Source organism: Peribacillus sp. NPDC097895 (assembly GCF_050277555.1).
Lineage (GTDB): Bacteria > Bacillota > Bacilli > Bacillales > DSM-1321 > Peribacillus.
The window spans coordinates 1,387,930-1,403,491 of record NZ_JBNNSH010000001.1; the positions used below are offsets into that span (position 1 = coordinate 1,387,930).

At 37.8% G+C, this 15,562-nt stretch carries 14 protein-coding genes; 9 read left to right on the plus strand and 5 right to left on the minus strand.

The annotated features are described in order from the left end of the window. Nucleotides 1–245: 245 nt before the first annotated feature. Complete coding sequence (locus ACQKMH_RS06675; RefSeq protein WP_427586637.1) at nucleotides 246–1,163, minus strand: AraC family transcriptional regulator; 918 nt, start codon at nucleotides 1,161–1,163, stop codon at nucleotides 246–248. A gap of 403 nt (nucleotides 1,164–1,566) precedes the next feature. On the opposite strand from ACQKMH_RS06675, the gene ACQKMH_RS06680 reads away from it, so the two are divergent. From ACQKMH_RS06680 to ACQKMH_RS06695, 4 genes are all read left to right on the plus strand, one after another. Then, nucleotides 1,567–2,739 carry an MFS transporter gene (locus ACQKMH_RS06680; RefSeq protein ID WP_427586638.1) on the plus strand — a complete coding sequence of 391 codons (1,173 nt, stop codon included), beginning with the start codon at nucleotides 1,567–1,569 and terminating at the stop codon, nucleotides 2,737–2,739. A gap of 93 nt (nucleotides 2,740–2,832) precedes the next feature. After that, nucleotides 2,833–3,573 (plus strand): SDR family oxidoreductase, encoded by a 741-nt coding sequence (locus ACQKMH_RS06685; RefSeq protein WP_427587528.1) that lies wholly within the window; start codon nucleotides 2,833–2,835, stop codon nucleotides 3,571–3,573. A 70-nt stretch (nucleotides 3,574–3,643) separates the two neighbouring features. Then, the gene (locus ACQKMH_RS06690) at nucleotides 3,644–4,495 is read left to right on the plus strand and encodes an aldo/keto reductase (protein ID WP_427586639.1); all 852 of its coding nucleotides are present in this window, start codon (nucleotides 3,644–3,646) and stop codon (nucleotides 4,493–4,495) included. A gap of 494 nt (nucleotides 4,496–4,989) precedes the next feature. Beyond that, nucleotides 4,990–5,322: a hypothetical protein gene (locus ACQKMH_RS06695; protein WP_427586640.1), complete on the plus strand. Its 333-nt coding sequence runs from the start codon at nucleotides 4,990–4,992 to the stop codon at nucleotides 5,320–5,322. 238 nt (nucleotides 5,323–5,560) lie between these two features. Here ACQKMH_RS06695 and ACQKMH_RS06700 read toward each other — a convergent pair whose 3' ends face one another. The 3 genes from ACQKMH_RS06700 to ACQKMH_RS06710 are packed head-to-tail and all read right to left on the minus strand — an operon-like array spanning nucleotide 5,561 to nucleotide 8,321. Then, on the minus strand, nucleotides 5,561–6,640 hold the full coding sequence (locus ACQKMH_RS06700; RefSeq protein ID WP_427586641.1) for an NAD(P)H-dependent flavin oxidoreductase: 1,080 nt from the start codon (nucleotides 6,638–6,640) through the stop codon (nucleotides 5,561–5,563). 34 nt (nucleotides 6,641–6,674) lie between these two features. After that, nucleotides 6,675–7,883, minus strand: a complete 1,209-nt coding sequence (locus ACQKMH_RS06705) for a YbfB/YjiJ family MFS transporter (RefSeq protein ID WP_427586642.1) — start codon at nucleotides 7,881–7,883, stop codon at nucleotides 6,675–6,677. A 48-nt stretch (nucleotides 7,884–7,931) separates the two neighbouring features. After that, entirely contained in the window at nucleotides 7,932–8,321 is a 390-nt protein-coding gene (locus ACQKMH_RS06710; protein ID WP_427586643.1) for a tautomerase family protein, read from the minus strand. Between the two features lie 166 nt (nucleotides 8,322–8,487). Between ACQKMH_RS06710 and ACQKMH_RS06715 the strand changes: the two genes are divergently transcribed. Both ACQKMH_RS06715 and ACQKMH_RS06720 read left to right on the plus strand, forming a co-directional pair. Next, nucleotides 8,488–9,375, plus strand: a complete 888-nt coding sequence (locus ACQKMH_RS06715; protein WP_427586644.1) for a LysR family transcriptional regulator — start codon at nucleotides 8,488–8,490, stop codon at nucleotides 9,373–9,375. Between the two features lie 278 nt (nucleotides 9,376–9,653). Then, complete coding sequence (locus tag ACQKMH_RS06720) at nucleotides 9,654–10,400, plus strand: polysaccharide deacetylase family protein (RefSeq protein WP_427586645.1); 747 nt, start codon at nucleotides 9,654–9,656, stop codon at nucleotides 10,398–10,400. 573 nt (nucleotides 10,401–10,973) lie between these two features. Here the strand turns inward: ACQKMH_RS06720 and ACQKMH_RS06725 are convergent. Then, a complete protein-coding gene (locus ACQKMH_RS06725) occupies nucleotides 10,974–11,519 on the minus strand; it encodes a MerR family transcriptional regulator (RefSeq protein ID WP_427586646.1) in 546 nt (181 codons plus the stop codon). A gap of 253 nt (nucleotides 11,520–11,772) precedes the next feature. Between ACQKMH_RS06725 and ACQKMH_RS06730 the strand changes: the two genes are divergently transcribed. From ACQKMH_RS06730 to iolB, 3 genes are all read left to right on the plus strand, one after another. Beyond that, nucleotides 11,773–12,030 (plus strand): hypothetical protein, encoded by a 258-nt coding sequence (locus ACQKMH_RS06730; protein ID WP_427586647.1) that lies wholly within the window; start codon nucleotides 11,773–11,775, stop codon nucleotides 12,028–12,030. Nucleotides 12,031–13,179: 1,149 nt separating this feature from the next. Then, nucleotides 13,180–14,649 carry a CoA-acylating methylmalonate-semialdehyde dehydrogenase gene (locus ACQKMH_RS06735; RefSeq protein WP_427586648.1) on the plus strand — a complete coding sequence of 490 codons (1,470 nt, stop codon included), beginning with the start codon at nucleotides 13,180–13,182 and terminating at the stop codon, nucleotides 14,647–14,649. Nucleotides 14,650–14,744: 95 nt separating this feature from the next. Beyond that, complete coding sequence (gene iolB / locus ACQKMH_RS06740; RefSeq protein WP_427586649.1) at nucleotides 14,745–15,560, plus strand: 5-deoxy-glucuronate isomerase; 816 nt, start codon at nucleotides 14,745–14,747, stop codon at nucleotides 15,558–15,560. Nucleotides 15,561–15,562 lie beyond the last annotated feature (2 nt).

Below are 15,562 nucleotides of genomic sequence, written 5' to 3' on the forward strand. Positions count from 1 at the left end.
TGAGTCTTCCATGGGATTTTTAATAGATCATCTAGCTATCATGGGAATATATATCAGTGGGACTCATTATGTTCTGAAATTTGTTCGGAAGCAGGAGCAGGATAAAGCTATAGTTTACAAAGATAGGTAAATTGCAGAATGAAAAAGTGCATTAATCCGGGATTAGATTAATGCACTTTTTTTATATTATTTAAAGTTTAGCTTCCACTAAATTAATACATAGAATGAACCTACGTGAAGGAGAATCAAGCTTTTACCCTTTGTTCATATTCCTCCTTCAGGTGCTTTATATCTTCTTTAGGTGGTAAACCAAACATGCGCGAATATTCACGGCTGAATTGTGATGGACTTTCATAGCCTACCTGGAATGCAACATCTGCTGCATCTGCTGATTCGGATAATAACAGGCTTCGGGCTTCTTGAAGTCTCAGTTGTTTTTGGAATTGAATTGGGCTCATCGCGGTTATCTCTTTAAAGTGCCGATGAAGTGAAGAAACACTCATATTTGCTATTTCCGCAAGTTCCTCAATCTTAAAAGACTTTTCATAGTTATTCATGATATGTTCAATCACGTCACTGATTTGATGAGTAGAACTTCCTTCTATTGCTATTTGTATCAGCATATCCCCATGTTCTCCTTGCAGAACCCTATAGATGATTTCTTTCACGATTAAAGGAGCAAGTACCTTGATGTCTTTTGGAGTATCTAGCAAACGAACTAATCTTGTTAACGCGTCTAGCAAAGATGGCTCTGTTTTGCTGACATACATACCTCGTTTTGCATTTTCCTTTTTGTCGACTCCCATTTGGAATTCACGTAACACCTCTAATATTTCACTCGGTGTAAATTCAAGTTTGAGAGCAAGATAAGGCACTTCGAAAGAAGCTTCCGTGACTTGTCCGGTAATTGGCAACTTAACGGATGCAACAAGGTAATCGGCAGGACCGTACCTAAAGAGCTCCTGTGACAACAATACCTCCTTCATCCCTTGAACCACTATGCATAAGGAAGGCTTGTGAACTCCGTAATTTGGTCCAGTATCATTAGAATAACGGGAGAAAAATAAAGACGGAATAGCAGTCATTTGAGTACCGTCACGTCCTGTGTGATCCTCTATGATTTTGGCGAGCTCAACTCTTTGTCTATATAATTGTTCAAACATAAAATCCCCCTTTGTTTTCTTCATCCGTGTTGGTCCCATTATAATGCTAATTCACTTTCTGCGTAAATGGTCGTGAGAGGATTGGGCAATCATTTGAGAAGAATGGGATACCGGTTGCTTTCTCCCTTGTAGGATAATAAGGATGCGGTTAAATAATATAACCGTTTAAAGCGATAATAATGCAAAGATTGAAAAATAAATCATGCAAGGCGTAGTGTAGTACGAAATGATCCTGAAGTTTCTTCTAACGGGCTGATTGTATGGAAATAAGCTGTTGTTATGCTGTGACTTCCAAGTGTAGAAGTTCGAGGGGGATTTTTACTGGTAACTAAACAAGATACAAAAAGTCTAAAATGCAAAATTTGATATATCGCATCATAGATAAAGGAGTAGATAGAACAGAATGAAAAATACTTGGAAAATTTACATGCTGACCCTTATTAGCTTCGTGGTCGGTACTTCACAATTCGTCATCGTAGGTACGTTGGATCAAGTGGCTGCTTCCGTCGATGTATCGGTAGCAACAGCAGGTCAGCTTATTACCGTATTCGCTCTCGGAAACGCAATCGGTACGCCACTTGTTATGGTAGTAACCTCGAAGATGGATCAGCGTAAGCAATTGTTACTGGCTCTCGCCATCATACTACTCGGCGTCATTGGGGTAATCACTCTTCCAGGCTTTGGATTGTTGATGGTCTCTCGCGTTTTACTTGGGGTAGGAACAGGGGTATTCGTTGTCACCGCCTATGGTATAGCTGCAAAATTGGCGGCTCCTGGACGTCAGGGTGGAGCGATGGCTAACGTCGCAATGGGGTATAGTTCTTCACTTGTCTTCGGCGTTCCCCTTGGCCGTATGATTGCTTCGTCTTATGATTGGAAGGGCATCTTCTGGGGCATCGGACTTGTCAGCCTACTGGCTATTTTTACCGTTGCACGGACGATTCCTGTCATGGAAAGCGAGGCGGCTGTTTCTCTGGGCAAGCGTCTTGCCCTCTTGAAGAATCCGAGGATCGCACTCACTCTTGGTGTAACTTTCTTTGTATTTATTAGTTATTCAATGCTCAATACGTATATCACTCCTTTTCTGACCGCCGTTATACCAACTATGAAAGAAAAATTGAGTATGATTCTCTTAGCAATGGGTATCGCGAGCTTGATTGGCTCAAAGGTTGGTGGCTTATTGGCAGACCGGATCGGCATCGTCCGCACGCTAGTCGGATCCATGGCTGTCCACATCATCTCGCTAGTATTGCTGTCTACTGTCTCTGGATTTGGATGGGTAATGGTTACCCTCCCGTTGCTCATGATTTGGGAAATCGCTGCTTGGACATTCGGGCCAACCCAAAACTTTAACCTAGTCTCGCTGACTCCAGAAGTTTCTAGTATCGTGCTTAGTCTGAACAGTTCCTTTGTACAACTTGGATTTGCCGCGGGTGCTGGAATTGGAGGTATTGTTGCGGGAAGGTCATCAATACAAGAGATCAGTTGGGTTGGAGCTACATCAGTGGTGATTGCTCTACTAATTGGAGGGTTTTCATTTAGACGCAGCCGTGAGCTCTCAAGTACACTGCAGTGAAGTTTTAGAAAAATAGATTCAGCAGATGCTTTGGATGGCAAATCATCTGAATCAATAAATTTACTTTTTATTAAGAAAGGATAGATATAAATGATGTCTAATTCAAAAGATAAAGTTGTGATTATTACAGGTGCTTCTAGTGGAATTGGGGAGGCAACAGCTAATAAACTTGCTTCTACAGGTGCGAAGTTGGTCTTGGCAGCTCGTCGTGAAGAACGTTTACAACAGTTACAGAAAGACATCGAAAAAAATGGTGGAAAAGCTATTTATAAAGTAACCGATGTAACGTCACATGAACAAATGGAAGAGCTTGTTGAGTATGCGCTTCAAGAGTTCGGAAAAATTGATGTATTAGTGAATAATGCTGGCGTCATGCCGCATTCATTTCTTTATAAGAAAAGAATTGAAGACTGGAATAAGATGATTGATGTCAATATTAAAGGTGTACTTTATGGGATTGCGGCTGTGCTTCCATCCATGCGAGAACAAAAATCAGGACATGTCATTAATTTGTCTTCAGTAGCTGGACATGTTGTTGGAGCTGGAAGTACGGTCTATGCAGGAACAAAGTTTGCTGTACGTGCAATTACAGAAGGTCTTCGCAAAGAAGAGTTAGGTAACAATATTCGTACAACCATTATCTCACCAGGAGCTGTTGCGAGCGAATTAATAAATTCCATTACAGATATGGATCTTAAACCAGGAATCGATAAAGCTTATGAAGGTGCGATAGACGCTGAGAGTATTGCTGGTGCGATAGCTTTTGCCATTGAACAACCATCAGATGTAGCAATTAATGAAATGCTTATTCGTCCTACACATCAAGAGAGATAATTTAACACTAATAAATTTTGTTTATTGTAAGTAGTATGTTCCGATTATTTAAAAAACAGGAGGTCTTTATATGCAAAAAGTAATTTTGAACAATGGTGTTGAGATGCCTATACTAGGCTTTGGTGTTTTTCAGATTCAAGATGAAAATGAGTGTGAACAAGTCGTTTATGACGCTATAATGGCAGGCTATCGTCTGATCGATACTGCTGCCTCTTATCTAAATGAAGAAGCAGTCGGCAGAGCCATCAAACGGAGTGGTGTGCCAAGAGAGGAATTGTTTATTACCACAAAACTCTGGGTTCAGGATACTGGTTATGAGAGCACAAAGAAAGCATTCGGTCGTTCACTTGAAAGACTGCAATTGGATTATTTGGATTTGTATTTAATTCATCAGCCATTCGGAGATGTATATGGTTCTTGGCACGCTATGGAGGAATTGTACCGCGAAGGTAAAGTCCAGGCTATCGGAGTTAGTAACTTCCAGATGGACCGTCTGATTGATTTGATGACTCATAATGAAGTAATCCCTGCTGTAAACCAGGTTGAGACACATCCTTTCTGCCAGCAAATAGAAAGTGCTAAGTTTATGAAAGAGAACAATGTTCAAATAGAGTCTTGGGGACCATTTGCTGAAGGAAAAAATAACATGTTCCAGAACGAAATTTTAGAATCAATAGCCGAAAACCATAATAAATCCGTTGCCCAGATTATTCTACGATGGTTGACACAAAGAGGAGTCGTTGCGATTCCGAAGTCTGTTCGTAAGGAAAGAATGATTGAAAATTTCAATATCTTTGACTTTGAATTAGGTCAAGAGGATATGGAAAGAATCGCTACTTTAGATACGAAAGAAAGCTTGTTCTTTTCACATCGCGATCCTGAAATTGTGAAATGGATTGGTACCCGTAAACTTGATATTTAATGCTATCATACACTTTGCGTTATTTCTGGGGTAGTTCATGTATATTTTCATTTCAAAAACAGCCAGTTTACCTAACTGGCTGTTTTTATTAAATTATTACGTTCTTATTGAACTCCCTCAGTTTAATCATGCTCACTAATAATCTCCTATTCGCAGGATTTCAAACCACAAGGTATAAAGTTGCTTTAGAGAAACGAAAGAGGTAGGACCGTTTTTGATAAGATGGGGGCAGATTGAAAATAGGGAATCATTTGAAAATCCCCCGTGAGTACTCAAATCTCCAGCTTCTCCAAAGATGCTGCCAGTGAAATACTCTCATCATACCGAGGGGCTCTGTTTTTTTCAAAGCCGATAATTAATGCTCACAGGAATGCTATAGGGGGCTTAAGTGGAATAATCGCTTCTTATGGCACTAAAGGGGCAGGTTTGTTCAATAAGGGACTTGAGTACAATCTGCTAAAATAAGTAAAATTAGGCAGGGAAGGGTGAAGTAAATGTGTGGAATCAATTTCATTTTAACTAACACCTATAAAGAGGCGTATAAGGAAGAAATATATGTAGAAGAAGAGGGAATACACTCATATCTTTTAAGCAAGGAAAAGGTCTCAAAGAATAAGTTTGTTTTACTTTTAAATCTTAATATTTATGGTGAAACAATATTGTATAGAGACGAGATTAATAAATTAATAGGTATATGTGATAGCGTAATTAATACATACACGGGGGAGGACAAAGAACAAAAAGTTAGAAGTTTTGCTAAAGAATTAAATTTTTTTTGCATAGAAGCGTTACAGCGGAAAAAACATATATTTGCCATAGGTGATTAGTTTTAAATAGTCTTAAACTTGGTGCGTTAGCTCAAGATCGGAGCTATCTTTAAGGTAGCTCTTTCTTTATGTAACTAAAGGGGCAGGATAGTTTAAAAACACAAAATACGTTATTGTACTACACTGTCTACTGTTATAGTAAAACCATAAATAAAAGGTCAACCAGAAATATCTGATTGACCTTCCTAATATCTTTAGCAAAAGAAATCTAAATAAAAGTAATGAGTTATTACGACCCTTATATATCCAAGTTTATATTTTTAGCTTCTGCAATAATATTTTTCATTAATATTTCAACGGTTTGATTTTTGGCTAATCTTGGACTCTGTCCAGACCAGAGGGACATGAAATCTTGATTATTTTGTCCACTGCACGTTTTTCTAATTACTTGAGTTAATAGGTTTTGAACAGGAAAGTCGGGTACAGCCAATTCATGCTCCAGCATATCTACAATAAATTTGTTTTTAATCCCCCTTGCCCATTTACCAGAAAAGGTACGAGTAAAGGTTGTCTGGTCTTCATCAGCATTCAAAATGGCTTCTTTATGTACCTTATGTGCTCCACTTTCGATACAAGTCAAGAAAGCTGTGCCCATTTGTACACCTTGTGCTCCTAAGCAGAGTGAAGCCATCAATCCTCTTCCATCCATAATTCCTCCAGCAGCAATAACAGGTATGTTTACATTGTCAACAACCTGCGGAATAAGTGACATTAAACCTACTAGGCTCTCCTGATGACCATCAATAAAGTTCCCGCGGTGCCCGCCAGCTTCACTGCCCTGCATAACAACCATATCCATTCCTGCTTTTTCATTTTCAACGGCTTCCCTAACCGTTGTAGCTGTTCCTATAAGAGTGATGTTATGCTGTTTTAATTCATCCATCACTTCCTTAGGAGGAATACCAAATGTAAAGGAACAAATAGATACATTCTCTTCAATGACAACCTTAACTTGTTCAATAAAGCTTCCAAAATTTTTTTTATATTCAGGAATGTCAAAGCTGTCTGTTTGTTCTAAATTTAATTGCTTTCGAATAGTGTGCAAAAGCTGGTTAGCTGATTGGACTGCGTCTGGCGTTACGTTAAATTCGTTTGGCACGAATAGATTGATGCCAAAAGGGTTTGACGTTAACTGCTTGATTTCTCTAATCTGCTCTCTTGATTGTATTGGTGTCTGATAGCCTGCCCCAATCATTCCAAGTCCCCCAGCATTGGATACCTCGGCTACTAAATTCGAAGTGGTGATCCCGCCAGCCATAGGAGCTTGTAAAATAGGATTCTTAATCTTCAAATGCTTCATCATTTCATTATTTAACATCAATTACTCCCCTAATTTTGTATATGAATCCCAATTAATTCTCTTCTGTTTTTTTGTATTGGATGGTTGAATTTCTTATGTTAGGGTTGTTCTCGAAATGAAACCCACTTAAAAGTAAAATTGCCCCAAAGAAGACAACACATGCTGCGCCAATAAAAGCAGCATTAAAATCATGTGTGAATGATGATAAGACTCCAGCAAGGGTTGGTCCTATTAACTGTCCAATAGCAAAAATAGCGGTCAAAATGCCAATAGTCCGACTGCTTTCAGATGAATTCATTTCTCGTCCTAATGTTGTAGCAAGGGTGGTGATACCCATAAACGTGGCTCCAAATAATAAAGCACTTATGACAAAACTAGTTTTTGACATCCAAATGACTGGCATCGCAATACCCAAGGATTGCAGAGCCATTGCAAGCACTAAAGATTTAATATTTCCCCATTTTTTAGCTAGTAAAGAACAGATGAGACAGGATGGAATCGCAGCCAATCCCACCATCATCCAAACTAAGGTGGCACCTTTATGAAAGTATGAGGTCTTTTCAGCGATAGATACGATAAACGTTCCTGTAACAATGTAACCCAATCCTTCTAAACCATACGCAATAATCAACCATTTAAGCCATTTAGTGGGGGGCACATTTACAATGATATCTTGTTTATTTTCCTTCTCAACAACGTTGGGGGTTTCATCGAGCCAGAGCCATACAAAGATAGCAAGGATTCCACTCACAACGGCTAGTCCTATCCATGTTCCTTCCCACTGAAATAAATGGTTTAAACTCGGAATCATTAGACTGGATAAAAAGATTCCCAAACCTACCCCTCCATAAAACAACCCCGACCAACTGGTTTTTCTTAAAGTTGCAAGTTTATCTAACACGATACCAGAGGCTAAGACCAACACAAACGCACTGGCAAATCCTGATAGAAAGCGAAGTACACTCCAAAGTAAATGAGAGTATGTGAGACCCATTAGGGCAGTGGTTAAGATACTGATGATTAAACTTATTCTTAACAAAATGGTTCTATACTTCTTAAAAGGAATGGCACCTGCTAAAATTGCTCCAAGCAAATATCCTGCGTAATTACTAGATGCTATATAACCAGCAACTGTATTTGATAAAGAAAGTTCTTTTTGCATTAGGGGAAGAATGGGAGTATATGCAAATCTTCCAATCCCCATAGCAATGATTAAAGAAAATATTCCCCCTATTAAAAAAAGATAAGTTTGATTCTTCAAAGATTCTCCTCCAATAAAATTGTATATTATAAATCATATCTTTTTTAGCTACAATGAACCTGTTAGAAACTGTGCTTCCCCTAGTCCAAAACTCCAGTCAGCATCGCTGTTTTCTGTTATAGAAACCATCAAGTCTTGTGGAGAAATCCCACAATCTAATTCAAGTTTATGAGCAAGAAGTGAGTATAAGGTTTCTTTCTGTTTTACAGTTCTTTTTTTACTAACAATACTAATAATTACTAGGTCTCTGCTTCTTTTAAAACCCAGTCCAGTATCCTCGATTACTAGCTCATGCGGCGGGTGCTGATGAACTATTTGATAACGATCACTTTCAGGCACTTGAAAAGCTTCCACCATCGCATGGTGTGCCGAATCCAATAATTTTTTTAACGTTTCTTCGTTTCTTCCTTCTACTAAATCAAAACGTAATAATGGCATATTGTTTGTCTCCCTCAAAAAGAAATAATGTTTTTAGAGTGTCCTATTAAAATGTAGGATATGATAAGCTTATCTTCTCTTTGCTATATGGTATAATACATAAAATTGATATTAGGTATCACTCTTAATGATGGCTAAAGGATATATCAACTAAGGGGAGATTATTTTGGATTTGCACTCATTAAAAATTTTCCAGAGTGTTGCTAAGATGGGGAGTATTTCTCAAGCAGCAAGAGAACTTCAATATGCACAGTCAAATATCACGATGAAAATAAAGCAGCTGGAATCGGATCTTCAAACAACTCTTTTTTATAGACATAATCGTGGCTCTGCATTAACTGACAAAGGAATCATGTTGCTAACATATACAGAAAAAATATTCGATCTTATAGAAGAAACCAAAAATATGATGAATGATGATCAAACACCTAGAGGTCCGTTAATTATTGGTTCAATGGAAACAACCGCAGCAGTTCGCTTACCAGGCTTATTTTCTAAGTATCATAAAGACTTTCCAGAGGTTGATTTAACTTTAAGAACAGGCTCTACTGAACAAAATATTCAAGCAGTTCTTCAGAATGAACTTGATGGAGCATTTGTGGCTGGACCCATTAATCACCCTGATCTCATTCAAAAGGAAGTATTCGAAGAGGAACTAATTCTCATTACAGATACAGTTCATCCTCCTATATCTTCTATCAAAGATATTCAAACAAGGACGTTGCTTGTATTTCATACAGGATGTGCTTATAGGGGAAAGCTTGAACAATGGCTACAACAAGAGAAGATGCTACCCAATAAGATAATGGAATTTGGCACTATAGATGGGATTATCGGTTGTGTATCAGCTGGTCTAGGTATTAGTATGCTTCCACAAAGTGTTATTGCAAAGCATGTACAAGAGGGAATCCTTAGACAACATTCAATTCCGAATCAATATGGAAAAGTCAAAACAGTATTTATTTATCGAAAAGATAAGTATGTACCTGCGTCTTTAATTAAATTTATCAATATGTTAAGTGATGAGGAGGAAGTGTTAGATATTAAAATTTAATTTAAGTGGGTAGATATTTTCTTCAATGTACAGAGATGGTGAAGAAATGTACTTAAACTAACGGGTGCTTTACTTCATTAAGGGAGTTGCTTTGGCAGCTCTTTTTCTTATAGAGCTAATTTGGCAGGTAGTCCGATTCCCTAGTGTTTTAAGAAATTAGTTTTTCATTTGGGATTATCAAAGTCACCATTGATCAAAGGGAGAAATCATAATAGAACTAGGCTTTTGAGGCACAATAAAATGAAAAGATATAAATAGGATGCAAAGCGAGGAATTTTATGAAAAAGGTTGTAATGTTTTTCCTATGTCTTCTTATCTTAATTCTTCCATCACAAGTTTGTGCTCAACGAAAAGTACCTATTTTAATTTATCATTCGATTGACGAGTTTACTGGGCAGGGTTCTAAGGAGCTATATGTAACTCCTGAAAATTTCCAGAAACAAATGATTTATTTAAAAGACCATGGCTACACATTATTAACTTTTGATCGTTGGCAAGACATTTATAAAGAAAATAAACCCATTTTCATTACCTTTGATGACGGATACAAAAACAATCTGAATGCATTTGCTATCTTTCAAAAACTTGAAAACGAACGTTTTAAACCAAGTGGTACCATTTTTGTTATTTCTGACTTTATCAGTCGTTCAAACCGATTATCGAAATCGGATTTAAAAATGATGGCTGATTCGGGTATAATCTCAATCCAGTCCCATACTGCTACACATCCTGATTTGACGGAAATAAAAAATTATGAATATGAACTGAAAGGATCCAAAGATAAAATTCAAAAAATAACAGGCAAACCAGTTAATGCTCTTGCGTATCCATACGGAAATTTCAATGACAAAGTCGTAGAAGAAACGAAGAAATATTATTTGTTTGGACTTACGACAACTCCTGAACTATATTCTGAGAAGGGCATTAAAGACGAACTTTATCTTTTACCACGAATTTATATCAAGTATTCAACTACTCTTGATGACTTTGCAAAGATAGTTGAAGACGGTTCCTATACCAGATAATCGCTTTTTATTTTGGAACCAAGGGAAAAGTACTTAATATTGTTTATAAGCAAATGGGTACGGAAAATAAGGAGAACATCAAATATCATTCAAAAGTTTAAGGAGATAGATATTGAACTAATTGGGTGATTTATGATTGAAGTTCTTTAAATACAATGGAGTTGATGAATACCACCTTCGTGTGTCACCAAGTAACAAGCAATAGCTTTTTAAAAAAAAGCAATGCTAGAACTTAAATCTGAGTTAGGTGTGAAAGGAATTAGAATGAAAGGTACAATTTAACTTTCACTCTTTTCAACTAACGGGTGCGTTAGCTGAAGATCGGAGCTGTCTATAAGGCAGCTTTTTCTTTATGTAACTATAGGGGCAGGATAGTTGAAGAGTGCTGTTTGACCTTTGTTCAACAATTGGGCAAGATTGTTGAGGAAGAGCAGCAATTAACCATATATTAGATGCAGGTCAACCACTATATGTAGTGGTTTTGGGGTGAAAAATGAGCAAAAATCGGGCCGGAAAAGTGCATTTTCCGGCCCGGTTTTTTGAGGCATTTTATAGATGACATTCGCTATCATGCTATTTTAAGATCATTTTCTGCAAAGCCTGTTTTTGTGTCTCATCAACGAGCGGCAGCATCTTTTTCAGCTTTAATTTTTTTTCTTCCGTAAGGCTATTGAGATAAGCTCTCATCTTTTCGACTAGCTCTGGTGTTAAATAATTACTTTCATTCATTCGGATCAACTCCATTATTTTTAATAATTGGTCTGAACTTACATTTTGGTTTAATGATATTAGTGTTTGTAGTTGTTCAAGCTCATAGCGCAGCTTTTCCTTTAACTTTATCTGTTCATTTATGATTTCGAGTTGAGCTTGAACTACGAGTATCGGATTATAATTAGGATTTACAATAAAGTTATAGATTTCTTCTAATGAAAGTCCCAATTGTTTTAGAGATAATATCTGCTGAAGTTTTGATGCATCAGCCTTTGTGTAAATCCTATGACCAACTTCGGTAAATTCAGAGGGCACTAATAGACCTATTTGGTGGTAATGGTGCAGTGTTCTTACTGTTATTCCACACTGGCTTGCAAGCTCACCAATTTTCCAAGAGGTTTTTGGCATCTTTTCACCTCGTTTCGTACGATTTATTGGTCGACAAGTAAATTATATAACCTGACGTTACGTCAGTTGCAATAGGTTTTTCAATTATTTTATCTATTTGTTTATCCTTCTTAACAAAACCAGCTAATAGCTAATCAGTTATTCCATTAAAGGGCGCGATTCTTTAATGAGAATCGTTTTTCTTACTGAACTAACGGGGCAGGTTAGTTTAATAGGAGGTATAATTTTATAAAAGCTCACAGGTGGTGGGAAGATGACTTTAAAAGAGTTTATTGAGTTCCAAGAAGGTATAGCAATTGGGGAAGAATACTCATTTACATATCAAAATGAAGAATATTGGATAAGCCAAAATCCAGGTGCATATTATCTTACGCGAGTTAGAGGTTCCTATACTCAAGAGTTTGAAACTTCTGAGGCTCTTTTTAAAAATGGAATAATCGAAGGAAGACTTCTTTCAGAAATTTATATGGATTTTGAGTGGAAATATAAATCGTTAATATGTTCTTGTTGAACTAACGGGTGCGTGGGACATGATCCCGTGAAGTAAACAGTCCGCAGCCTTACTTGTAGGAACATCCGGCCCTTGTAAGGGCGGCTGTATGTTTATCTGTTAGAGATACATTAATCAATGCCAAGAAATTAATTAGAAATTAATTCAAAAAGCCGGTCCCATGATGTGAAGCTGGAAGGTGCCTATGAAGTCATAAAAGGGATTCGACCAGACAACGCCATTCCTTGTATCTTGCCAAATTATGCGGCATAAGGATTTCAAGAAATAATAAGCATAGAGCATTCGATGATAAGAAAAAATCAGAAGAAAAGCCGGACAAAGTGGCAATCGTAGCCTATTTTAATAAACTAACTCAGTGGATCTATGCTCTATTAAAAAGAAAAGAAACGTTCCGTGATTTAGCTTAATTAACTGTTTTGTGAAAAAGAGAAAAGACCCCTCCAAAAGGGCTTGGAGGGTTATTTGACATGGCCAAAAATAGTATCACATAAGGGAAATGAAAAGCTGTTTTTCCCCTAACGAGATTATGTACTTCCGATCCCACAGGCATGTGTTTTAAAGTTGACCCGATTATTAATAAGGGTGTAGTGGAACGCGCAGATGACGAATATATAATGATTTTTGCTCGTTGGCTTTTTACTTTTTTGTATGTTTCATCCACTCTCTATGAATCATTGGTTTGTTGGTAAGATGTCTTTAAAGTATAAAAAGGTGTCTTCATAATGGAAATACGATTACAATGTTTTATTCTATAATCATAATTGTAAATGAGAAATTCACGAGTGATTTTTGACCTGAATGATAACGATTTCATTACAGTTGTTTTAATAACTTAGGGGGGAATAATGAAAATCATGAATCAAGTGTTTACTTGGGATAATCTTTCTAAAATGTAAAAATGTATTTTATGATAATAAAAATACGATTGATATTTGTTGTCTTCTTTCTGTAATAAATAGTTTTCTGGATTTCTTTTTTTTATAAAAAAAGAAATCGTTTTCATTAATAAAAGAAAAATAGGTTAGTGAAAAGGTTTTAATTCGTAGTGCTTTTTGGAGTAGATACGATTGTAATGATGTTTCATTATAACTCCACTAATATTGGAAGATTGTTAGAAACGAAAATATATTTTTAAAGGAGAAAAAATACATGCAGAACACAGTACAGAAAGTAGTAAAATTAAAAAACTACATAAATGGTGAGTGGGTTGAATCCACCTCAAAGCAAACGGAAATTGTCGTTAATCCTGCAACTGGTGAGGCGATTGCAGAAGTGCCCCTTTCAACTAAAGAAGATGTGGATCGTGCAGTTCAAGTTGCGAATGAAGCGTTTAAAAAATGGTCGCAGGTAGCCGTTCCAAAACGAGCTCGCATATTGTTTAAATATCAGCAGCTCCTGGTAGATAATTGGGAGGAACTTGCGAAACTTGTTACCATCGAAAATGGAAAAAGTTTATCAGAATCAATCGGTGAAGTACAGCGAGGCATCGAGTGTGTGGAGTTTGCCGCTGGTGCACCGACACTTATGATGGGAAAACAGCTTCCAGATATTGCAACAAACATTGAATCGGGTATGTATCGTTATCCAATTGGTGTAATTGGTGGTATCACACCGTTTAACTTTCCAATGATGGTCCCTTGCTGGATGTTCCCACTTGCAATTGCATGTGGCAATACATTCGTGTTAAAGCCATCTGAGCGTACACCACTTCTTGCAGCACGTATTGTTGAACTGTTTGAGGAAGCAGGTCTTCCTAGAGGTGTATTGAACATTGTAAATGGGGCACATGATGTTGTAAACGGACTTCTTGAACATAAAGATGTGAAAGCAATCTCATTCGTTGGTTCACAACCAGTTGCAGAATATGTTTATAAAACTGGTACGGCTAACCTGAAGCGCGTTCAGGCACTTGCAGGAGCAAAGAACCACTCGATTGTCCTGAAAGATGCGAATCTGGATATGGCGGCAAAAGAAATTACAAGTGCGGCCTTCGGCTCAGCTGGTGAGCGTTGCATGGCAGCTGCTGTTGTTGTAGTAGAAGACAGTGTAGCGGATGAATTAGTTGAAAGATTAAAACAGTCTGCAGATGCCATTACAATCGGCAATGGCCTAGATGACGGCGTTTTTCTTGGACCAGTTATCCGTGAAGGGGCTAAGCAACGGACTATTAGCTATATTGAATCCGGTGTAGAACAAGGAGCGACCCTTGTACGTGATGGCCGTAAAGACGAGGCCGCAAGTGGCAATGGTTACTACCTTGGGGCTACCATTTTTGATCATGTAACGCAGGATATGAAAATTTGGCAAGATGAAATTTTTGCTCCGGTCCTCTCCATAGTCCGTGCGAAAGATTTAACAGAGGCGGTTGACATTGCGAATGCGTCCGCTCTTGCTAATGGAGCTTGCCTATATACAGACAGTGCAGCTGATGTACGTCAGTTCCGTGAAACAATTCATGCCGGTATGCTGGGCATTAACGTGGGGGTTCCCGCACCTATGGCATTCTTTCCATTCTCCGGATATAAAGATTCATTCTATGGTGATCTTCATGCAAACGGGTCAGACGGTGTGGAGTTCTACACTCGCAAAAAAATGGTGACTGCACGCTACGTGAAGTAAATGTATAAACCCCATAAAAAAATAAAATGCAAGTCGCCCGTTTTGATACAGGGCAGATTAATCCAATTTTTTGCTTGAGAAACAAGGAGGCACATATGAGTAAATTACTGAAAAAACCAGAAAAACGTGAAGTCTCTGAAGGTGTTACGGTTGTTCAGGAAGTAACGCAAGAAAATTCTCCATTAGATTTTGTTGAGTTTAAAATAGTTGAGTTATCCCTGAATTCTAAATATTCGGAATCATTAAATAAAAAGGAGTGTTGTATCGTCGCTCTGACTGGAAAGATCAACGTGACAGTAGGCGAAGAAACATTCCACGATTTAGGTACACGTGAAAGTGTGTTTGATAAGGTGCCGACGGACAGCATCTACGTATCGAATAACAACCATTTTCAAGTTGAAGGTATAACTGAAGCCCGCGTGGCACTATGTTATTCCCCTTCTGAAAAACAACTTCCGACCAAATTGATTAAAGCAGAGGATGTTGGTGTTGAACAACGGGGTATTTTGAGTAATAAACGGATGGTACATAATATTTTGCCGGATTCGGATCCGTCAGCTAACAGTCTTCTTGTGGTCGAAGTCTACACAGAAAGCGGCAACTGGTCGAGCTATCCTCCCCATAAACATGACCAGGACAACTTGCCAGATGAGTCGTTTTTGGAAGAATCTTACTATCATGAAATGAATCCAAAGCAAGGTTTTGTATTCCAACGTGTTTATACAGATGATCGTTCTCTTGATGAAACGATGACGGTTGAAAACGGGGATGTGGTACTCGTACCGGCAGGGTATCATCCGGTTGGCGTACCTGATGGTTACACATCTTATTATTTAAATGTTATGGCAGGACCAACACGTATTTGGGAATTTTACAATGAACCGGATCATGAATGGATTTTAAAACGCTAATA